This window comes from Rhodanobacteraceae bacterium (assembly GCA_024234055.1).
GTDB lineage: Bacteria > Pseudomonadota > Gammaproteobacteria > Xanthomonadales > SZUA-5 > JADKFD01.
Genome location: JACKOW010000015.1, coordinates 86011 through 106762, shown reverse-complemented (window position 1 = coordinate 106762; position 20752 = coordinate 86011). Strand labels below are relative to the sequence as shown.

17 protein-coding genes and 1 pseudogene are annotated in these 20752 nt (G+C 63.5%); 5 read left to right on the top strand and 13 right to left on the bottom strand.

Going from position 1 to position 20752, the window contains the following annotated elements; all coding sequences use genetic code 11:
• Positions 1-207: 207 nt before the first annotated feature.
• From H7A19_18335 to H7A19_18305, 7 genes are all read right to left on the bottom strand, one after another.
• Positions 208-561: an MmcQ/YjbR family DNA-binding protein gene (locus H7A19_18335; protein MCP5476791.1), complete on the bottom strand. Its 354-nt coding sequence runs from the start codon at positions 559-561 to the stop codon at positions 208-210.
• Positions 561-977 (bottom strand): hypothetical protein, encoded by a 417-nt coding sequence (locus tag H7A19_18330; GenBank protein ID MCP5476790.1) that lies wholly within the window; start codon positions 975-977, stop codon positions 561-563. Before H7A19_18330 ends, H7A19_18335 begins: the two co-directional genes overlap by 1 nt.
• 323 nt (positions 978-1300) lie before the next feature.
• Positions 1301-2398, bottom strand: a complete 1098-nt coding sequence (gene ribB / locus H7A19_18325; GenBank protein ID MCP5476789.1) for a 3,4-dihydroxy-2-butanone-4-phosphate synthase — start codon at positions 2396-2398, stop codon at positions 1301-1303.
• A gap of 293 nt (positions 2399-2691) precedes the next feature.
• A complete protein-coding gene (locus H7A19_18320; protein MCP5476788.1) occupies positions 2692-3114 on the bottom strand; it encodes an HIT domain-containing protein in 423 nt (140 codons plus the stop codon).
• Positions 3111-4391, bottom strand: a complete 1281-nt coding sequence (gene purD, locus H7A19_18315) for a phosphoribosylamine--glycine ligase (GenBank protein MCP5476787.1) — start codon at positions 4389-4391, stop codon at positions 3111-3113. Before purD ends, H7A19_18320 begins: the two co-directional genes overlap by 4 nt.
• An 84-nt stretch (positions 4392-4475) precedes the next feature.
• Positions 4476-4988 (bottom strand): hypothetical protein, encoded by a 513-nt coding sequence (locus H7A19_18310; GenBank protein MCP5476786.1) that lies wholly within the window; start codon positions 4986-4988, stop codon positions 4476-4478.
• A gap of 262 nt (positions 4989-5250) precedes the next feature.
• Positions 5251-6174 (bottom strand): hypothetical protein, encoded by a 924-nt coding sequence (locus H7A19_18305; protein MCP5476785.1) that lies wholly within the window; start codon positions 6172-6174, stop codon positions 5251-5253.
• Between the two features lie 352 nt (positions 6175-6526).
• Here H7A19_18305 and H7A19_18300 point away from each other — a divergent pair, with 352 nt between their 5' ends.
• The 4 genes and pseudogenes from H7A19_18300 (at position 6527) to H7A19_18285 (ending at position 12465) form a co-directional block, all read left to right on the top strand.
• On the top strand, positions 6527-6943 hold the full coding sequence (locus H7A19_18300) for a DUF350 domain-containing protein (protein ID MCP5476784.1): 417 nt from the start codon (positions 6527-6529) through the stop codon (positions 6941-6943).
• A gap of 104 nt (positions 6944-7047) precedes the next feature.
• Positions 7048-8868 (top strand): FAD-dependent oxidoreductase, encoded by a 1821-nt coding sequence (locus H7A19_18295; GenBank protein MCP5476783.1) that lies wholly within the window; start codon positions 7048-7050, stop codon positions 8866-8868.
• 247 nt (positions 8869-9115) lie between these two features.
• Positions 9116-10952: pseudogene (locus tag H7A19_18290) on the top strand (2-oxoacid:acceptor oxidoreductase subunit alpha).
• 457 nt (positions 10953-11409) lie between these two features.
• A complete protein-coding gene (locus H7A19_18285) occupies positions 11410-12465 on the top strand; it encodes a 2-oxoacid:ferredoxin oxidoreductase subunit beta (GenBank protein ID MCP5476782.1) in 1056 nt (351 codons plus the stop codon).
• Between the two features lie 77 nt (positions 12466-12542).
• Here the strand turns inward: H7A19_18285 and H7A19_18280 are convergent, their stop codons facing one another.
• The 5 genes from H7A19_18280 to H7A19_18260 all read right to left on the bottom strand — a co-directional run bounded on the left by H7A19_18280 (position 12543) and on the right by H7A19_18260 (position 18518).
• On the bottom strand, positions 12543-13301 hold the full coding sequence (locus H7A19_18280) for a hypothetical protein (protein ID MCP5476781.1): 759 nt from the start codon (positions 13299-13301) through the stop codon (positions 12543-12545).
• Entirely contained in the window at positions 13298-14677 is a 1380-nt protein-coding gene (locus H7A19_18275; GenBank protein ID MCP5476780.1) for a tetratricopeptide repeat protein, read from the bottom strand. The genes H7A19_18280 and H7A19_18275 overlap by 4 nt, the downstream gene beginning before the upstream one ends.
• A complete protein-coding gene (locus H7A19_18270) occupies positions 14646-15893 on the bottom strand; it encodes a serine/threonine protein kinase (GenBank protein ID MCP5476779.1) in 1248 nt (415 codons plus the stop codon). The genes H7A19_18275 and H7A19_18270 overlap by 32 nt, the downstream gene beginning before the upstream one ends.
• Before the next feature lie 73 nt (positions 15894-15966).
• Positions 15967-16683: a tetratricopeptide repeat protein gene (locus H7A19_18265; GenBank protein ID MCP5476778.1), complete on the bottom strand. Its 717-nt coding sequence runs from the start codon at positions 16681-16683 to the stop codon at positions 15967-15969.
• On the bottom strand, positions 16680-18518 hold the full coding sequence (locus H7A19_18260; protein ID MCP5476777.1) for a serine/threonine protein kinase: 1839 nt from the start codon (positions 18516-18518) through the stop codon (positions 16680-16682). The genes H7A19_18265 and H7A19_18260 overlap by 4 nt, the downstream gene beginning before the upstream one ends.
• 272 nt (positions 18519-18790) lie before the next feature.
• Between H7A19_18260 and H7A19_18255 the strand changes: the two genes are divergently transcribed.
• A complete protein-coding gene (locus H7A19_18255; GenBank protein MCP5476776.1) occupies positions 18791-19360 on the top strand; it encodes a sigma-70 family RNA polymerase sigma factor in 570 nt (189 codons plus the stop codon).
• Positions 19361-19702: 342 nt separating this feature from the next.
• On the opposite strand, the gene H7A19_18250 is transcribed toward H7A19_18255, so the two are convergent.
• Entirely contained in the window at positions 19703-20704 is a 1002-nt protein-coding gene (locus H7A19_18250; protein ID MCP5476775.1) for an NAD-dependent epimerase/dehydratase family protein, read from the bottom strand.
• Positions 20705-20752 lie beyond the last annotated feature (48 nt).

Below are 20752 nucleotides of genomic sequence, written 5' to 3'. Positions count from 1 at the left end.
AGGTCGTGACCAGAAGCGGGACACAGAGAACGCAAAGGAAAAGCAGAGAGAACGCGAAGAAGAGCGTTCAGATTCGCGCATCCAATAGGGGCACGAAACCCACGTCGCGGCACGGTCAGAACATGCGTCGAGGTTGGACCCCTGCCCCCTGCCCCCTGCCCCACTGACGAAATGAGCTCATGGAGCGCCATCAAGCCGGATGGCGGCTCAGCCCAACGTAGCCTGCACCCGCTTGGGCAAGTTTGCCCGCACCAGTTGGTAGGAGATCAACAGACGTTCGCGAATCCAGTCGGCTTCGAATTCACCCGGATTCGGCAGCATCACCCAGCGAGCGCGGGCCAGATACGGCGCGGGGACGATGCCCTCACGATCGGTGAACTCCAGAAAGCGCTCGTCCTCGACCTTGAAGGACAAGCGCCCAAAGTCGGCGCCTTCGATGCAGGTCACCGCGAACATCTTCGCGGCAACCGAATAGACCAGATCATTGCCCCATTTGAACTCGCGGCTGACGCCGGGCAGCGGCAGCAACCAGGCGTCGAGCGGGTATTCCTCCACGGCCATCAGCCCGACAGGCCAACCCGGACCTTCAGGAACAACGCCACGCCCAAGCCCCAGGCACCGTTGAGGATGAAGGCAGCGATCCACATCTTCACATCGCCACCGGCGGCGAAGGGCAGCCCCTTGAGCGGAAACACGATCAGCAGCGCGACCAGACTGGGCAACAGCGCACCGAGCACGATGCCCATCGCCCAATAGCCGATGCCACGCTGGGACTTCAGCAGCCAGGCCAGCAGGATGCCCCAGAGGCCTCCCCAGAAGGCCAGCGAGATCACCGAGGGAATGCCGAGCGGCGGCACGGCGGCCATGTTCCACACCGTCCGACCGGCGCCGGTCAGCAGATTGAGCAGGTACAGCGCACCCTGATGGAAGACCAGGGTGGAGACGAAACCGGCGAGGAAACCGCGGACAAGCATCATGCTGGGGCCTCTGGCGTTGTTGGTTGTTGGTTGTAGGTGGACCGGCCGCTGTGGGAGTCCCGGTCGCCCCTGGCGGTGCGCTTGTTCGCGCATCAAACTGTCGGCGATCTCCGGGGTTCCATTTTGTCCGCAAAGGACGCAAAGGACGCGAAGATTTCAATGGTTGTCCGGTTGACCACGGTCTCTGGCGACAACACCAACCGAAATTTCGGAATCGCTCTACTTTGCGTCCTTTGCGTCCTTTGCGTCCTTTGCGTCCTTTGCGGAAAATTTTTTGATTCAAGGGCTTGCGGCATGTTTGGTGGGAGCGGCTTCTGCCGCGATCAATGCCCCGCCGCCACACCCACGTATTCCACCACTTCCAGGCCGAATCCGGCCAGCCCCAGATAGCGCCGCGGCGTGCCCAGCACGCGCAGGCGCCGCAGGCCCAGATCAGCCAGGATCTGGGCGCCGATGCCGGTCATGCGCCAGGGCGCAGCATGGTCGTCGCCGTCATCGTTACTGTGCAGGCGCGCCAGTTGGGCATCGTTGTCTGGACGATCGCCGATGACCACGATGACGCCGCTGCCAGCTGCTGCAATCTGGGCCATGGCGTGCCGCAAGGGCAGTCCGAAATCACCGCGATGGATACCGAGGACATCGCTCCAGAAGTTCTTGGTGTGGACGCGGACCAGCGTCGGCTGCTCGGCGTTGGGCTCGCCAAAAACCAGGGCGTGATGCAGCTCCTTGGCCAATACATCCCGATAGACCAGCAGCTTGAACGGGCCGGCATCGGTCTCGACGGCCTGCTCGACCAGGCGCTCGATGGTCTGTTCCGTGGCCAGCCGGTAGCGGATCAGATCGGCGATGGTGCCGATCTTCAGGCCGTGTTCGGCGGCATAGACCTCCAGCTGCGGACGCCGTGCCATATGCCCGTCTTCGCCCATGATCTCGACCAGCACCCCGGCCGGCTCCAGGCCCGCCAGGCAGGCCAGATCAACCGCCGCCTCGGTGTGCCCCGCGCGTGCCAGCACGCCACCGGGCTGCGCCATCAATGGAAAGATATGCCCGGGCTGGACGATGTCATCAGCCACGGCGTCGGGCGCCACTGCGGTGCGGATGGTGTGGGCGCGGTCGTAGGCGGAAATGCCGGTGGTCACGCCTTCGGCCGCTTCGATCGACACCGTGAAGTTGGTGCCCATGCGCGCCGTGTTGCGGACCACCATCGGACCGATGCCCAGGCGCTTGCAGCGCTCACGGGTGAGCCCCAGGCAGATCAGCCCGCGCGCCTGACGGGCCATGAAATTGATGTCCTCGGGCCGCACCTTGCTGGCGGCCATGATCAGATCGCCCTCGTTCTCGCGGTCTTCGTCATCGAGGATCACCACCATGCGGCCGGCGGCGATGTCGCTCAGGATTTCGGGAATGCTGTGGAAGGACATTGGGCTCTTGGGGAAAATGGAAGAAGGAAAAGGGAAAAAGGAAAAGCCGAAAGCCGGCGTGTTGTGGGAACGGCGTCATTGCGAGAAGCGCAGCGACGAAGCAATCCAGGGACGCGCGAAGGCAGCTGGATTGCTTCCCCCGGATCAAGCCCGGGGTCGCAATGACGCCAGTTCGTCGCCCTTGCGCAACCACCGGCTGACGCGGGTGGCTCCAGACGGTCGATTCGAATCAGACGCCCTCAAACACAGCCTACAACGAAGGGTGCATGCGCCGCGCAAAGTCGCGCTGGCGCCTACAGTGCAGCGCGTAGGCGCCGCGCATAGTCCTCGCGGAGATCGGCGTGGGCGCTCACCGGTTCCTGCGGGTAGACACGCAGAAAACCATCGTCGGGCAGCCGAGGATGAATGTGGATGTGCAGATGTGGCACTTCCTGGAAGGCGGACGGGCCAATGGAATGCCAGAGGCTCAGTCCATCATTCGGAAATACCTGCGCGACCGCCCGAGTGATACGGGCCACACTGGCCATCACCGCTGATCCGACGCGCTCGTCCAATTCCCGAACATCGTTGAGATGCGCCCTGGGGATTACGAGCATGTGGCCCGGGTGGAACTGCCGCAGATCGACAAAGGCGAGCGTCAGTTCATCGGCAAAAACGATGCTTGCTGGCGCGCGGCCAGCGGCAATGTCACAGAATACGCAGCCTTCTGCGCTCACCGCGGTTGCAGCCCCCGCGCGCCGATGTCGGTGCGGTAGAACATGCCCGGCCAGCTGATGCTGTCGGCGCGCTGATAGGCGTAGCGTCGAGCCGCTGCCAGATCGTCGCCGAGCGCGCAGACGGTGAGCACTCGACCACCGTCGGTGGTCGGCTCGCCATCCACCAGTCGGGTACCGGCATGGAACACCTTGACGCCTTGCACCTGAGTCACCGACAGACCCTCGATGGGATCGCCCTTGCGCGGATTGGCCGGATAGCCTTCGGCCGCCAGCACCACGCCGATGGCCGGGCGTGGATCCCACTGGCAATCGACCTTGTCCAGGCGCTGGTCGAGCGCGGCTTCGATCAGGTCCACCAGATCGCTCTTGAGCCTGAGCATGATCGGCTGCGTTTCCGGATCGCCAAAACGGACGTTGTACTCGATGACCTTGACGCCGCCCTGGGCATCGATCATCAGCCCCGCGTACAGGAATCCAGTGAAGGGATGACCTTCCTTGCGCATCGCTGCCAGCGTCGGCTCGATGATGGTGCGCCGGATCTGAGCATCGACGTCACGGGTCACGACCGGCGCTGGCGAATAGGCGCCCATGCCGCCGGTATTCGGCCCCTGATCGCCATCGTCGCGGCGCTTGTGATCCTGCGAGGTGGCCATCGCCAGATACTGGTCGCCGGCTGCGATAACGATGTAGCTGGCTTCCTCACCCTCGAGAAATTCCTCGATGACCACGCGACTGCCGGCGGCGCCGAGCGAGCCGCCGTCGAGCATGTCGCTGAGGGCGACTTCGGCCTGCTCCAGGGTCATCGCCACGACCACGCCCTTGCCGGCCGCCAGGCCATCGGCCTTGATCACGATCGGCGCGCCGCGCTCGCGCACATAGGCCAGGGCCGAATCCAGTTCAGTGAATACCGCATAGGCGGCGGTTGGAATGGCATGGCGCGCCAGAAAATGCTTGGTAAAGGCCTTGGACGATTCCAGTTGAGCGGCCGCGCGGGTGGGGCCGAAGCAGCGTAGTCCCGCCGCCTGAAAGGCATCGACCACACCCAGCGACAGCGGACCTTCGGGTCCGATGACCGTCAGGTCCACGGCTTCACGCCGAGCCAGCGCCACCAGGCCTTCGATATCGTTCGCGGCCACCGGCATGTTGCGCATGCCTGGTTCCAGCGCCGTACCGGCGTTGCCCGGCGCCACCAGGATCTCGCGCACCCGAGGCGACTGTCGAATGCGCCAGGCCAGCGCATGTTCACGGCCGCCGCTACCCACTACCAGAATTTTCATCGGCTTGTATTGGTCATCTCAGCCAGTTCTCGATCCACAGCCAGCGGCGCGGCGCGAGACGCCACGCCCCGGTTCGGGCTTCGTTCAACGAATGCGCTTGATCAGTGTGGTCCGGTTGAAGCCGTCGACCTTCAGGCGCCAGGAGCCGAAGGCGCCCGGGGTGATCCGGACCGTGGGATTCTCGACCGTCATCGGATAGCGATCGTCTTCCACCTGCTGCCAGACCTGACCGTTCTCGAGTTCGAAAACTGTCTTGCCGTACCAGCCCTTGAAGGTGCCGGCGATGCTGCTGGTGAATTCCTCACGGCGCTCGTTCTCGAACCCGACCCGATCCTGAGCAGCAGCCGGCGCAGCCGTTCCCGCTGCCGGCAGCTGGCCACTGGCCACCGCCGCGGCCACCGCGGGATCAGCCAGACGCACATTGCGCTCGATCCAGGCATTCAGCGCCGCGAGTTCCGCGTCGCTCAGCTTGTCGAGACCGGCTTCACGAAAATCCTTGGCTGTCATGCGCTCCTCCAGCGAGGAGAAGCTCTGGCTCTGGGCCAGCGCCAGCGAGGCGATGCAGCACAACATCAGGGCAAACAGCACACGTCGCATGGGAGAGTCCCGCAATCAAAGCCGTGGAGTCTAGCAGCCTGTCGGACTTGAAAGATCGAAGCGAAAATTCGAATGTGCGAGGCCAGATTTTGACGATTTCGCAGGGCAATAGCTCCTCTATTGCCCAAGAAAGCGGCGAAATATGGACCGCACAGGCGGATTTGCAGCCGATCCCTTTCAAGTCCGACAGGCTGCTAGCCCGCCCGGAGGCTCAAGTCTCACAACCACGGGGTTCATTCGGGGGCAACTCGGGTCTGTCCATTCATGCTTCGCGAACGGTCTTGGGCAAGCCAACGCCCGGCGCCGGGCGCTCCTGCAGCACTTCGCGGCGGAAGCGGAACAGTTCTGCCGGGCGCCCGCCGGTGGCATGGGTCAATTGACCGGTGGGCTCGACCAGGCCGGCGTTGGCCACCAGGCGTCGGAAGTTCTGGGTGTGCAGCGGCTGGCCGGCGAGCGCCTCGACCACCCGTTGCAGCTGACCCAGCGAGAAGCGTTGCGGCAGCAATTCGAACACCAGTGGTCGATACTTGAGCTTGCCACGCAGCCGCCCCAGCGCCGTGGCCAGGATGCGCCGATGATCGCGGCCCATCGCCCGGCCCGGCGCCAGCGGCGTGTTCTTGCGTGCCGAGCGCTGCGCTTCAGGTACCGCACCAGCCTCCCACAGCAGCTCGTAGCGCTCCAGCGACCGCTCGGGATCCCAGGGACGGCCATCCAGCCCGAAGCACTGGCGCGCCCGCTCCTGATGCTCGGGATGGGCTTCGGTCCATGCGGCCAACAAGGGCAGCAGGCGCTGATCGATCAGGGCCGGACGCCCCTGGCGCCAGTCTTCCCACGGCAGAAAACCATACCAATCCGCCCAGGCCGCTTCGAAACCCGGCGCCAGCCGGCCTTCGCGCACCAGCGCCAGATAGGCTGCCGAGATGACCCGCGGTCCGCCGGAGGCCTCGCGCGGATCGCGGAACCGATCGCCGAAGGTGTAAAGCTGCTCGACATAGCCCAGCGCCAGGCCGGTCTGCTGCGCCACCCAGGCACGCATGCCGCGCTCCAGCGTGGGATGGGCATCCAGATCCAGCGGGCCCGAAGGCAAGACATCGACGCCAGCATCGGTCACCACCAGCACGCGCGGCGCGCCGTCGGTGACGGCCACGATGACGGCATCCAGGCTGATCAAGGCATGTCGAGGCATGCCGTGGATACTAGCGCGAGGGCATGAGGGCACGGGGCACGGGGCACGGGGCACGGGGCACGGGGCACGGGGCACGGGGCACGGGGCACGGGGAAAGGCTAAGGGTTTCGGGCTCTTGTGGGTTCAGACTTGTCTGGACGCTGTTGGCAGGGTGATGGAGAAGCGTCCAGACAAGTCTGGACCCACCAAGGCCAAGCCGCGGCCGCCGGCGCGAACAACCCTGACGTACAACCCGATTCGCCGCGCGCCGGAGCCGCGCTACCTCACTTGTTGCAGAAGCCCGTGCCCCGTGCCCCGTTTCCCCTGCCCCGCCGCTATCCTCCCCAGCCATCGCAGCAGCGCGGAGTGGCAGATGTGGCATTCAGCCGAAACCTCGATGCAGGGCTTGCCCATGTTTCTGGCCTACTTCGGTCTGGCTGTCGGGCTGACGCTGCTCTATCTGCTGATCTACACGCAGCTGACGCCTCAACGCGAATTCACCCTGATCCGGCTGAACAACAATGCCGCGGCGACGGCCTTGGGTGGATCGCTGCTGGGATTTGCCCTGCCGCTGCATGGCGCCATCACCAATGCCATCGGTCTGGTCGATTGCGCACTGTGGGGTCTGGTGGCGCTGATCGTGCAGATCTGCACTTTTCTGCTGTTGCGTCTGGTGCTGAGTGGGCTGCCTGATCGCATCGCCCGCGGCGAGCAGGCCGCCGGCACCTTTGTGGCCGCCAGTTCGATCACCGTGGGTCTGCTCAACTCGGCAGCGATGACCTACTACTGATGTCCATGGCCATGCTCAGGTGCTGATCACCAAAATTTGCTGGCGATCGGAGTAGACTCGCGGCCCATTGCAGGGCGCAAGCCCGGACCTGGAGGGAGGTCGCGATGCAGTCGACGGATATCCGTCAACCGGACTACTTTCACAAGGTGGTCGATTGCCAATGGGCTTGTCCGGCGCACACGCCGGTACCCGAGTACATCCGCCTGATTGCTGCCGGGCGTCATGCCGACGCCTACATGGTCAACTGGAAATCGAATGTGTTCCCGGGCGTGCTCGGACGCACCTGCGATCGTCCCTGCGAACCGGCCTGCAGACGCGGTCGGGTCGAGGAAAGCTCCGGACACACGCCGGAGCCGGTGGCCATCTGTCGCTTGAAGCGCGTCGCTGCCGACAACAAGGGCGATGTCGCCGAGCGCATGCCCAAACCGGCAGCCCGCAAGAACGGCAAGCGCGTGGCCTGCGTGGGCGCCGGCCCGGCCTCGCTGACCGTGGCCCGCGATCTGTCGCCGCTGGGCTACGAGGTGATCGTCTTCGATGGCGAGGCCAAGGCTGGCGGCTTCATTCGCAGCCAGATCCCGCGCTTCCGACTGCCCGAATCGGTGATCGATGAAGAGGTCGGTTATTGCCTCGATCTCGGTGCCGAATTCCGCAGCGGACAGCGCATCGAGTCCATGCGTGCACTGCTGGCTGAAGGCTACGACGCGGTGTTCGTCGGCTGCGGCGCGCCGCGCGGGCGCGATCTGCAATTGCCGGGCCGCAGCGAAGCCGCAGCCCATATCCATATCGGCATCGACTGGCTGGCCTCGGTGTCCTTCGGGCATGTCAGCGCCGTGGGCGAGCGCGTGATCGTGCTCGGTGGCGGCAACACGGCGATGGATTGTTGCCGTTCCGCCCGGCGTCTGGGCGGCAAGGAAGTGACCGTGGTGGTGCGCTCGGGTTTCGAGGAGATGAAAGCCTCGCCCTGGGAAAAGGAGGATGCCCAGCACGAGGGCATTCCGATCCGCAACTATCTGGTGCCGCTGGCTTTTCTGCATCAGGACGGGCGCCTGACCGGCATGCGCTTCCAGCAGGTCAGGCCCGAGATCGATGCCAATGGCCGGCGCCAGCTGCTGCCCAGCGGCGAGCCCGATGTCGAGATCGGCTGCGACGAAGTGCTGATCGCCGTCGGGCAGGAGAATGCCTTTCCCTGGATCGAGCAGGATCTGGGCATCGAATTCGACCGCTGGGGCCTGCCCAAGCTGGACGAGCGCACCCATCAGTCGACATTGCCAAACGTGTTCTTCGGTGGCGATGCCGCCTTCGGCCCCAAGAACATCATCTGGGCCGTCGCCCATGGCCACGAGGCTGCGGTCAGCATCGACAAAATGCTCAGCGGTGAGGACATTGCCCAGCGCCCCTTGCCGGCCACGGTGATGATCTCGCAGAAGATGGGCATCCACGAGTGGAGCTACGACAACGACATCACCAACGCCGCCCGCAACAAGGTGCCGTGGGCGCCGGCGGAAATCACCCTGAACAGCATCAGCACCGAGGTCGAGCTTGGCTTTGATCCGGTGCTGGCTTTCAAGGAAGCCGAGCGTTGCCTGAACTGCGACGTGCAGACCGTGTTCACGCTCAACAAGTGCATCGAGTGCGATGCCTGCGTCGACATCTGCCCGATGGACTGCATCAGCTTTGTCGCCAACGCCGAGGAATCCGAACTGCGCCAGCGCCTGACCGCGCCGGCGCTGAACCTGACCCAGGATCTGTACGTCGCCGACGGCCTCAAGACCGGCCGCGCCATGGTCAAGGACGAGGACCTGTGCCTGCACTGCGGCCTCTGCGCCGAACGCTGCCCCACCGGCGCCTGGGACATGCAGAAGTTCCTGCTGGAGATGACGCACGCCGGGCCGGGGTGTCGCTCGGGGCTGAGGGCGGCGGCGTGACCGGAGCAAAAGAGTTTGTCCGCGAAGGACGCAAAGGACGCGAAGAGAAGCAAATGCTTGATCTGTTTTCGACAGATGCGCCGGAATCGATCCGACGGGTCTGCAAACCCGTGCAGCGCTGCCGCACCGACTCGTTGGCACTTGCACGATTGAACAGCTCTGAGAAATTGCGCTTGCTCTACTTTGCGTCCTTTGCGTCCTTTGCGGACAAGAACGCTCTTTCAGCGCCCAGCCAACAGCCACTCACGTGGAGCAACGCATGCCCCTAATGGCCACAAACGACTTCGTCATCAAGTTCGCCAACGTCAATGGCTCGGGCTCGGCGTCGGCCAATGAGCTGTTTGCCAAGGCCATCCTGCGCATGGGTGTGCCGGTGAGTCCGCGCAACATCTTTCCGTCGAACATCCAGGGCTTGCCGACCTGGTATGAGGTCCGGGTGAGTGAGGCCGGTCATCTGGGCCGACGTGGCGGTGTCGACCTGATGGTGGCGATGAATCCGCAGACCTGGGCCGGCGACATCGCCGAGATCGAGTCGGGCGGATATCTGTTCTACGATTCGACCAAAGCGCTGCCGGCTGCGGCTTTTCGTGAGGACATCACGGTCATCGGCATGCCGCTCACCGGTTTGTGCGTGAAACACTACGACGATCCGCGCCAGCGACAGCTGCTGAAGAATGTGCTTTATCTCGGCGGCCTGTCGGTGTTGCTGAGCATCGAACCCGAAGTCATCGAAACCCTGCTGGCCGAGCAATATCGCGGCAAGCCGCAACTGGCGCAGCCCAATGTCGACGCCTTCAGGCTAGGCCGGCAATGGGCCAGCGACAATCTCAGCCATCCCATCGGCTTGACCGTGAAGCGCGCCGATCAGGTCGGCGATCGCATCTTCATCGACGGCAATTCGGCTGCCGGTCTGGGCTGCGTGTACGGCGGCGCCACGGTCTGCGCCTGGTACCCGATCACGCCCTCGACCTCGGTGGCCGAGGCCTTCGAGAAATACTGCCGCCAGTTCCGCACCGACGCCGATGGCAAGCGCCGCTACGCCATCGTCCAGGCCGAGGACGAGATCGCGTCCATCGGCATGGTCATCGGCGCCGGCTGGAATGGCGCCCGCGCCTTCACCTGCACCAGCGGCCTGGGCGTGTCGCTGATGACCGAGTTCATCGGCCTGTCGCACTTCGCCGAGATTCCGTCGACCATCATCAACGTGCAGCGCGGCGGCCCGTCCACTGGCATGCCCACCCGCACCCAGCAGGCCGACGTGCTGGCCTGTGCCTATGCCTCGCATGGCGATACCCGGCATGTACTGCTGTTCCCGGAGGACCCGGCCGAGAGCTTCGAGCACTCGGCCACCGCGCTGGATCTGGCCGATCGCCTGCAGGGGCCGATCTTCGTCATGCTCGATCTCGATATCGGCATGAACCAGCGCCTGTGCGCGCCTTTCCAGTGGGCGCCGGATCGACAACTCGATCGCGGCAAGGTCATGGACTACGACAGCCTCGAAGCCGGCACCTTCTTTGGCCGTTACCGTGATGTCGATGGTGACGGCATCCCTTTCCGCACCTACCCAGGCACCCATCCGAGCCGCGGCGCCTTCTTCACCCGCGGCACCACCAAGAACTCCGACGCCCGCTACCCGAGCGCGGCGAGGACTATCTGGAGAACGTGCACCGGCTGGTGCGGAAATGGGAGAGACCGCCAAGTCGTTGGTGCCGCAGCCGGTATTGACACCAGCCGCGCGGCCGACCCACCTGTATCGGCGTGCTGTACTACGGCTCCACCAGCCCGGCCATGCGCGAAGCCGCCGAACGCCTCGCCACTGCACGGCGTGGCCCCTGGACCTGATGCGCATCCGCGCCTTTCCTTCCCGGAATCGGTGCGCGAATTCATCCTCTCACACGATCAGGTCTTTCTGGGTCGAGCAGAACCGCGACGCCCAACTGCGCAGCCTGGTCATCAACGAATTCGAGATCGATCCGGCCCGGGTGCAGCCGATCCTGCACTACGACGGCACCCCGATCACCGCCCGCTTCATCGTCCGCGCCATCCACGAGCGCCTGCAGCGCCTGGCGGCGCAAGCGGCATGAGTTCACGGGCACGGGGCGCGGGGCACGGGAGGGGGGCACGGGGCACGGGCTGTTAGCATGGGTCCGAGACCTGTCTGGACGCTTTTCCACGTTATCGGCCTGAGCGTCCAGACAAGTCTGGACCTACCACGCGACCAGAACCGGCGTCATTTGCAGCAGTCGCGCTGCAAGGCGCGCAGCGACGAAGAAATCAACAATTTGCGATATGGGTTCATGGAAAGCGCAGCGAAGCAATCCAGTACCACAGTCACAAATCGCTGGATTGCCGCGTCGCTGCGCTCCTCGCAATGACACATCAGGAACTTGCAACATCGTCCGAGGGCCATCGCCGCAGATCAATGCAGCTACCACGGTCCGCAGTCGCCTTCAACAACCAACTCGCTCAAACACCCGCCCTCACACCCGCTGTTCCCGTGCCCCCTGCCCCGTTTCCCCTGCCCCTTCTCTGCCTCTCGCCATGACCTACATCGCCAAGCCCAGCCTGCACCACCCCAGCCTGAAGCAGAACAAGGTCGGCTTCACCCGTCGCGATTACGAGGGGCGGATTTCGACGCTCTGCGCCGGTTGCGGACATGACTCGATTTCGGCCTCGATCATCCAGGCCTGCTGGGAACTGGACATCGAGCCGCACCGCGTGGCCAAGCTCTCCGGCATCGGCTGCAGTTCGAAGACACCCGATTATTTCCTGGGCCAGTCGCACGGCTTCAACACCGTGCACGGGCGCATGCCCTCGGCGCTGACCGGGGCCTACCTCGCCAATCGCGAATTGCTGTACCTCGGTGTATCCGGCGATGGCGATTCAGCCTCGATCGGCATCGGCCAGTTCGTGCACGCCATGCGCCGAGGCATCGACATGGTCTACATCGTCGAGAACAACGGCGTCTACGGATTGACCAAGGGCCAGTTCTCCGCGACTGCCGATCAGGGCAGCCAGAGCAAGAAGGGCGTGGTCAACACCGACAGCCCGATCGATCTGGTCAGCCTGGCCATTGGCCTGGGCGCCAGCTTCGTGGGCCGCAGCTTCTCCGGGGACAAGGCCCAGCTGGTGCCGCTGATCAAGGCGGCCATCCGTCATCGCGGCGCGGCTTTCATCGATGTCATCAGCCCCTGCGTGGCCTTCAACAACCACGCCGGCAGCACCAAGAGCTACGACTATGTGCGCGAGCACAATGACTCGGTGAATCGCCTCGATGTCATCGAAGGCCGCGCCCCGATCGAGATCGAGCAGAATGAAGGCGAGTTGCTGGAAGTGGCCCAGCACGACGGCAGCATCCTGCGCCTGCGCAAGACCGCCCCCGACTACGATCCACGCGACCGCATCGGCGCGATGAACTTCATTGCTCGCCACCAGGCCGAGGGCGAAGTCGTGACTGGCTTGCTCTACGTCGACCCCGAGGCCCGAGATTTCCACCAACACCTGCAGACGGTGAGCACCCCGCTCAACCGCCTGGGCACCGCCGAGCTGTGTCCAGGCAGCGAAGCCCTGGCCAAGCTCAACGAGCGCCTGCGCTAGGAAAAGCCCCGGGTGCGCCTTCGGCTTACCCGGGCTACCTGCTGCTCGAAGTCCCCGGCTCACCGAGGGTGCTTTCCTCAATTCTGAGTCGCCGCGGGATCGAAGACTTCGAAATCGTACTCGCCGTTAGGCGCCCGGAGGTTCAGCGTTCCGAACCTGATCGTGTGATGCTGTAGGTTCCCAAAGGTGAACTTGACTCGCTGCGGGCTCGGTGGATTGGGCAAACTGGTCGGCGGGCATGTCAGCTCTACGGTCCATTCGGCATTACCGTTGCGCATCTCGCCGACCATTCTCAGCTCCGCGCATGGCACGCCTGGAGAAATGTAGGTGTAGTTCAACAAACTGGTTGTCTTGGTCCCATCGACCCATCTTGCGACACGAATCTGGTTCGAGAAGGGCAGCAATGCCACACTCAGGTAAGCAGAAGCTGAATTTTCGGGTAGATCGGCAAGATCGACCCTCCAGAAGGTCACCCCGTCCGACTCAGGCCTCTGTGGCGATGGCGGCGGACTTCCGATCGGCTCCGACCGGAGGATCCGGACGCCGCGCGTTTCAGAGCCTGCTGGATAGGCCAGATTCCATTCGAGCCAGGATGCCCCGGAGTTGTTCGGTCGGGGCTCGTTGCCGAGTGAGCCTAAACAACCGCCATCGCGTCCCCCACCCGAATTGAATCCACCGGGAGCGGCAACGTTTGGAGGCAGGGCAAATCCCCAGGCGGTGAACGTGAGGGAGCCGGGTGCCTCTGGATAGACGCTGTCCGGGCCACAGGAACCTGCCCATCCGGCGCCGTGGATTCCCGCAAGCGCAAGAACGCCAACAACGAGGTGCAATTTCACTTCATTTCTCCTATCAATGGTTCGGTGTTTGCAAGTCTTTGGGCCACTTCCTTCGCATCAACCAGGGCGCGGCGAGCGCCCAGGGCTTGCATGCGTTGTCGCACCGCGGAGACATGGCCCAAGCGGGCTTCTGCCACTGCTGCGAGAAGTTCGCCCTCGGCGATCATGGAGTGGGATTCATCAGCCGAAAGGGCAAACACCGCGTCGGCCTTGAGGGCTGCCGACAGTGCTTCCTCAGGCTGCTGCCCCAGTAGCAAGGCACTGGACCGTCCCAGCCAGAAGAACCCCATCTGCCGGCTCTCGGCAGGCAAGATCCTCCCAGCCACCTCGATCACCTTTTCGGTAAGCGCTAGCGCCTTGGGCACATCGACGGGCTCCTCCATCACCCCTAGCGCCGCGTTGTGGGAAACCGTCGCCAGTAGGGGGCTGCTCTTGCCTTCAACGCGCTCGACGGCGACGACAAGCTCTTCGTACATCACTCGCGCCTCTGCACTTTGACCAGCGTCGTGCAGGCACATGGCAAGCCCGGTCTTGGTAACCAGGTACCGTTGGTGTTCGGTGCCATAGAGCTGCTCTGCGAGGACAAGACCTTGGCGCCCGTATGCAATCGCCGCGTCATAATTACCCAATAGGTATTCGGACTTTCGAGCCAAGTTGATCAAGGCGAGTCGCGACTCGCTGATCGCCTCGGACCGATCCCGATCGAGCAGGTCGCGGACCAGGATCGCGCCCTGTGCCCGGGTGTTGTCATACATGATCAAGTTGCTGGCATGGGCCTGTGCTGCGGCTCTGGTAATGGCATCGTCCGGTCCCAGCGCAGCCAATGAATCGCGATAGACCGCCTCGGCGATCGGTCGGGTGTCAACCAGATTCAGCTGCCTCTCGACGTCGAGCGCGAACTTCCGAATCTTCAGCTGCCAGCGCGGACTGCTGGCTTCCGGGCGAGTCAGCATCTCCGCGAGTTTGCCCCGGACAGCCTGAGCCCTGCCCATGTCGGATTCGGCGAAGGCGACGCTAAAATCTGCCTCCAGCTTTTGTACCGGATCGGCGGCTGTCTCTGCCGCCTGTTTCGCCAATTCCAGCTCATCCTGATAGGCACCCAAGGTACCGTAGACACCCGACAAGGCCAGCAGCAGCTTGGTGCGTGTCGCCGGATCCAGATCCTCCCGGCGGCTCAGCGCCAGACGCGCCTGGCGCATCACGTCCATGGCGCTCAGCTTCTCTCCCCGGTTGCGGCTCGGATCGGCCGCGCGGAAGGCGTCGATCATCATGCTGCTGACCATCTCCGCGCGGGTGCTTTCGCGGATGGCCTCATCACGTTGATAGCGGAAGACCACGGCGGCGCTAATGATGACGGTAGCTAGTGTCAGCAACATGGCACTGGCCAGCCGATGGCGTCTGAGGAAGCGCGCCAAGGTACCAGCGATGCGAGGCGCGCAGGCTGATCGGGCGGTGGTCGAGCAGACTCTGGATGTCGTCGATCAGCGCGCCGGCCGAGGCGTAGCGCAGTTGCGGCTCCTTGCGCAGCGCGTGCAAGACGATGCGGTCGAGATCGCCCTGCAGTTCGCGTCGGGCATAGGGCACATCGGCACCAAGAACCGAGCTTGGCGGCACCGGCATCTGTGTCTGGATGCGCGCCCGAGCCTCATTGAAACTCAGGCCGCTCAGATCCAGCGGCAAATGGCCGGTCAACAGTTCGTACAGCAGGCCACCGAGCGCATAGATGTCCACCGAGACGCTGTCGGCATCGCCATCGATCTGCTCGGGGGCCGCGTGTTTGAGGGAGAAGTAACGGGCCTCGGGCGCGGTTTGACCATCCAGGTGGCCAAGCTCAAGATCCTGCTGCAAGGGCTTGGCGATGCCAAAGTCCAGCAGCTTGGGCTCGCCCTGGGCGTCCACCATGACGTTGCCGGATTTGAGATCCCGATGCACCACCAACTGCCGATGGGCGTGATCCACCGCCGATGCAATCTTGACGAACAGCTCCAGTCGTTGCCGCAGCGACAGCCGGCGCGCTCGCGCGTAGTCGAGTATCGGCGTGCCAGGGACAAATTCCATGGCGACATAGGGCGAGCCATCCGGGCATTCGCCAGCGTCGATGAACCGGGCAATGTTGGGATGGTTGAGCCTTGCAAGGATCCTGCGTTCCCGGGCAAAACGCTCCAACAGATCGCGACCACCATAGGCGCCGCGGATGGTCTTGATGGCCACGCTTTGCTCGACGCGTCCGTCCTTGCGATGGGCCAGATACACACGACCCATGCCGCCTGCGCCGATCAGTCTTTCCACGGCAAAACTGCCGATGCGGCTGCCGGGAAGAATGTCAGGTTCGACCAGCTTCCCCAGGGCGACCGCGGCTGGCTGTGGTTCGGGCACGCCCTGATCGTCGGCCCGAAGCAAATCGGCAACCATGGCGCGCAAATCACCATCCTCACCACAGTCGCGCAACAACGCGGCGTCGCGTTCGGCAGCTGGCAGATCGACGATACGGTCAAACACCGTTTGCGCGCGACGCCACAGGGCAGGATCCAGCTTCAGCATTCGAGTCAGATGGGCACGGTAGCTTGGGTGGTTGATGGGCGAACTGCTCAATCGATGAGCAAAAGCGAGGGGCCTATCGATCAGGATTTGGGTGCTGTACGAGCGCCGGCAACAAGATGTAGGTTCACTTCATTTCTCCTATCAGCGGTTCGGCATTTGCAAGCTTTTGAGCAAGTTCCTGCGATCCGACTCGGGCGCGATCCGCACCTAGAGCCGCTATTCGTCGTTCGACTTCCTCTTTGCGGCCCAAGCGCGCCCTCGGCCACCGCAGCAAGAAGTTGTGCCTCAGCAATGAAGGCCTCAGACACATCGGCCGTTCGAAGGAAAACCTTGTTGGCCTCCATAGCGGCCGCCAGAGAGGCTTCTTCGTACTGATGGTCGAGCAAGAGTGAGGAGGACCTGCCCAGCCAGAAGAAACCCACTTGGCGACTTTCCGGTGGAAGTGCACGTTTGGCAACGTTAACCGCCAGTTCGGACATTGCGAGTGCTTGAGGAACGTCGTAGGGCTCTTGGATGGCAGCGTTACATGCATTGTGGGCAAAAGAGCAGCCAGAAGGCTGCTGTCGGGACCAACGACGCGATTGGCTCTTTCCACCGCGCTCAAGAAGACAGACCGCGCCTCTGCGATTTGACCAGACTTCAGAAGCGTGGATGCCAATGCGCTTTCGGCCGTCAGATAGGTTGTATGCTTCGAACCGTAGAGCCTCTCAGCCATACTGATTAATTGATAAGAATAAGCGAGCGCCTGGTCTGTATTACCTAAATCCCTTTCTGTAATAAGTGCCAGTCGAATTATGTTATATCGGTCAGGACTTAGTGCCTCCGAATGGTCACGCCTCACCAAATCCCGGACAAAACCGCTCCTTCCTGCAATTTTTCTTTGTTATTGATGAGATTGGTGCCGTAGGCTAGGGCGGCACTGGTAGTGATTGGATCGTCCGGGCCAAGCATTGCTAGCGCGTCTTCATAGATCGATTTTGAAATCGGCGATGTGTTCACCAGATTCAGCCGGCTTTCAACCTTCAATGAAAACTGCCGCAAGCGTAGCTGCCAGCGCGCCCCACTGGCTTCTGGTCTTTCTAGCAACTCGGCCACGTGGTCCTTGGCCGTAAGGGCCTCGCCCAGATTGAATTTCGCGTCGGCAACACTCAGTTCCGCCTCAAGCCGCTGCTCGGGATCAGATGCCGCCGCAAGCGCCTGCTGAGCCAATTCCAATGCTTCCTGATTGGAACCCAGAGAGGCGTGCACCTGCGACAAGGTCAACAGCAACTTTGATCGCGTCGCCGGATCCAGATCATCCCGACGACTCAGGGCCAAGCTTGCCTGACGCATCACTTCCCTGGCAGTCAGCTTCTCGCCACGATTGCGACTCGGATCGGCCGCGCGGAAAGCGTCAATCATCATGCTGCTGACCATCTCCGCGCGGGTGCTTTCGCGTATTGCCTCATCACGTTGATAGCGGAAGACCACGGCGGCGCTGATGATGACGGTAGCTAGTGTCAGCAACATGGCACTGGCCAGCCGATGGCGTCTGAGGAAGCGCGCCAGCAGGTACCAGCGATGCGAGGCGCGCAGGCTGATCGGGCGGTGGTCGAGCAGACTCTGGATGTCGTCGATCAGCGCGCCGGCCGAGGCGTAGCGCAGTTGCGGCTCCTTGCGCAGCGCGTGCAAGACGATGCGGTCGAGATCGCCCTGCAGTTCGCGTCGGGCATAGGGCACATCGGCACCGAGGACCGAGCTTGGCGGCACCGGCATCTGTGTCTGGATGCGCGCCCGAGCCTCATTGAAACTCAGGCCGCTCAGATCCAGCGGCAGATGGCCGGTCAACAGTTCGTACAGCAGGCCACCGAGCGCATAGATGTCCACCGAGACGCTGTCGGCATCGCCATCGATCTGCTCGGGGGCCGCGTGTTTGAGCGAGAAGTAACGGGCCTCGGGCGCGGTTTGGCCATCCAGGTGGCCAAGCTCAAGATCCTGCTGCAAGGGCTTGGCGATGCCGAAATCCAGCAGCTTGGGCTCGCCCTGGGCGTCCACCATGACGTTGCCGGGTTTGAGATCCCGATGCACCACCAACTGCCGATGGGCGTGATCCACCGCCGATGCAATCTTGACGAACAGCTCCAGTCGTTGCCGCAGCGACAGCCGGCGCGCTCGCGCGTAGTCGAGTATCGGCGTGCCAGGGACAAATTCCATGGCGACATAGGGCGAGCCATCCGGGCATTCGCCAGCGTCGATGAACCGGGCGATGTTGGGATGGTTGAGCCTTGCAAGGATCCTGCGTTCCCGGGCAAAACGCTCCAACAGATCGCGACCACCATAGGCGCCGCGGATGGTCTTGATGGCCACGCTTTGCTCGACGCGTCCGTCCTTGCGATGGGCCAGGTAGACACGACCCATACCGCCTGCGCCGATCAGTCTTTCCACGGCAAAACTGCCGATGCGGCTGCCGGGAAGAATGTCAGGTTCGACCAGCTTCCCCAGGGCGACCGCGGCTGGCTGTGGTTCGGGCACGCCCTGATCGTCGGCCCGAAGCAAATCGGCAACCATGGCGCGCAAATCACCATCCTCACCACAGTCGCGCAACAACGCGGCGTCGCGTTCGGCAGCAGGCAGATCGACGATACGGTCAAACACCGTTTGCGCACGACGCCACAGGGCAGGATCCAGCTTCAGCATTCGAGTCAGATGGGCACGGTAGCTTGGGTGGTTGATGGGCGAACTGCTCAGGCGATGAGCAGCGGTGGTAACCGCGACCGTTCCGGTCTTGATGAGCTAGTCGACAAAGCGAAGGGCTATCGATCAGGGCTTCGCAGTTGTGAGGGCGCGGTATTCTAGACACCCTTCAAAACAAATGTAACTGCATAATGAGCGAGTACCGGCACTAATCCGTATCCACTGCGCCGAGTCCGCTAGAATCGGTGACTCGTGATTCAGGCGTGTGCAAGTCCATGAAGCCGATCACCGATCTGCTGATGCGTTGGCGCGGCGGCGACAAGGCAGCCGAAGCCGAACTGATCGAAGCGGTCTACCCGGCTCTGCGGGAAATCGCCCGCGTGCAGTTGCGGCGCAACGGCGGCGCCACCATGCAGGCGACGGAACTGGCCAACGAGGCCTACGAACGGCTGATGTCGGTGCATTCGGTCGAGTGGCAGGACCGCCAGCATTTCATGGCCATTGCCGCGACGGTGATCCGACGGGTACTGGTCGATTATCTGCGCGAGCGTTCGCGGCAGAAGCGCGGCGGTGGTGTGGCCGCAGTACCCTTGCATGACTTGCTGGACAGCCAACACCCGTCGAGCGGCGATCACCTGGATTGGCTGATGCTGGACCAGGCACTCACCGAGTTTGCCCGGGTTGAACCCGAAACGGCCCGGGTGGTGGAACTGCGCTTGTTCGGAGGCATGTCGGTCGAGGAGATTGCCTCGGTCTGCGGCTCGTCGACCGCCACCGTGGGGCGCCAGTGGCGCTTTGCCCGCGCCTGGATCGCCACCAGTCTGGCTTTGCCGGCGCCGCCTTGAATCCAGGGTTGGTCAGGCCGCGCCGCGGGCGTTGTCTGAGTTTGACGGGCGATGCCGTCACCTAGCCCGCATTTCTCACACCTGCGCGAGCAGGCGCCCCCAATTCGCTAGAGGTACAAGGCGATTCCGAGGCATGCAGCAGTCACAGAGTGCTTGGCTGCATCTGCCCGCTTTGCGGACCTCGCTGGTTCTTTGCGACTATCGCTGCGTTGCTCCTCCTCGCAATGGAATCACCATTCCTCGTCGTCGCGCCTTGCGCTAGTCGCAAAGCCCTGCGCGATCTTCCGCAACAGGTGTGAGAAATGCGGGCTAGGCCCTGCGGGCCAAAGTGACCTACGACAGCTACGGGTCCAGCCTCGGCTGTTCCAGCGACTGGCGCAGCGCGGCGAAGCCCTCCGCCATGCTGACTTTGGGCCGATAGCCGAAATCACGCTCGGCGGCGCTGATGTCGTACCAGTGTGCCGTCGCCAGCTGATCCGCCAGGAAGCGGGTCATGATCGGCTCGCCGGACAAACGCAGCAACCGGTAGACGGATTCCAGGGTAAAACCGAGCCCATAGGCCAGGCCGAAGGGGATGCGGCGATGCACCGGCGCCAGACCGGCGCATTCCAGCATGCGATTGATCATGTCCTCGGTGGCGATCGGCTCGCCATTGGAGATGAAATAGGCATTGCCTGCCGTGGCCGATTTGGGCGCCAGCGCAGCAGCGGCCTGCAAGTGGGCTTGGGCGGCATTATCGATGTAGGTGGCATCGATGCGCTTGCCGGGTTTGCCGACGAAGCGCAGCCGCCCGGCGCGGGCGCGCTCGATGATGCGCGGCAGCAGATGATTGTCGCCGGGCCCCCAGATCAGATGTGGCCGCAGCGCGCAGGTGGCCAGCGCCGGGCCGTTGGCGGCGATGACTTCGCGCTCGGCGATGGACTTGGTTAGCGGATAGTGGGCGAGGAAGCGGCGGGCGTAGGGCACGCGCTCGTCGACCCCTTCCAGATCGCCACCTTCGTGGACCACGCTGGGGGTGGAGGTGTAGACCAGTCTGCCGATGCCGTGCTTCTGGCAGGCGGCGAGCACATTGCGGGTGCCGAGGACATTGATCCGATGGTAGTCGGCATGGCTGCCCCAGTGACCGGCCTTGGCCGCCACATGGAAGATCAGATCGCAGCGACGCGACGCGGCCGCGACGGTTTGGGCATCGCCGATGTCACCCTGATGGACGCGCACGCCCATGGCACTGAGCTCGGGCGCGTCAGAGCGCTGCAAGGCAACCACCTCATCGCCCTGCTCGATGAGCGCCCGGCAGATAGCTCCGCCCAGGAATCCGCCGCCGCCGGTGACGAGGGCCTTCATGGGACGGGGAACGGGGCGCGGGGCACGAGGCAGGGGAAAGCAAGAGCG

Coding starts and splice junctions, on each gene's coding strand:
- ribB (MCP5476789.1), bottom strand. CDS start 2,398: ATGTCCTTCCACAGCATTCCCGAAATCCTGAGCGACATCGCCGCCGGC.
- H7A19_18305 (MCP5476785.1), bottom strand. CDS start 6,174: ATGCCTCGACATGCCTTGATCAGCCTGGATGCCGTCATCGTGGCCGTC.
- H7A19_18255 (MCP5476776.1), top strand. CDS start 18,791: ATGAAGCCGATCACCGATCTGCTGATGCGTTGGCGCGGCGGCGACAAG.
- H7A19_18260 (MCP5476777.1), bottom strand. CDS start 18,518: ATGCTGAAGCTGGATCCTGCCCTGTGGCGTCGTGCGCAAACGGTGTTT.
- H7A19_18250 (MCP5476775.1), bottom strand. CDS start 20,704: ATGAAGGCCCTCGTCACCGGCGGCGGCGGATTCCTGGGCGGAGCTATC.
- H7A19_18285 (MCP5476782.1), top strand. CDS start 11,410: ATGACCTACATCGCCAAGCCCAGCCTGCACCACCCCAGCCTGAAGCAG.
- H7A19_18295 (MCP5476783.1), top strand. CDS start 7,048: ATGCAGTCGACGGATATCCGTCAACCGGACTACTTTCACAAGGTGGTC.
- H7A19_18310 (MCP5476786.1), bottom strand. CDS start 4,988: ATGCGACGTGTGCTGTTTGCCCTGATGTTGTGCTGCATCGCCTCGCTG.
- purD (MCP5476787.1), bottom strand. CDS start 4,391: ATGAAAATTCTGGTAGTGGGTAGCGGCGGCCGTGAACATGCGCTGGCC.
- H7A19_18330 (MCP5476790.1), bottom strand. CDS start 977: ATGATGCTTGTCCGCGGTTTCCTCGCCGGTTTCGTCTCCACCCTGGTC.
- H7A19_18335 (MCP5476791.1), bottom strand. CDS start 561: ATGGCCGTGGAGGAATACCCGCTCGACGCCTGGTTGCTGCCGCTGCCC.
- H7A19_18300 (MCP5476784.1), top strand. CDS start 6,527: ATGTGGCATTCAGCCGAAACCTCGATGCAGGGCTTGCCCATGTTTCTG.
- H7A19_18275 (MCP5476780.1), bottom strand. CDS start 14,677: ATGTTGCTGACACTAGCTACCGTCATCATTAGCGCCGCCGTGGTCTTC.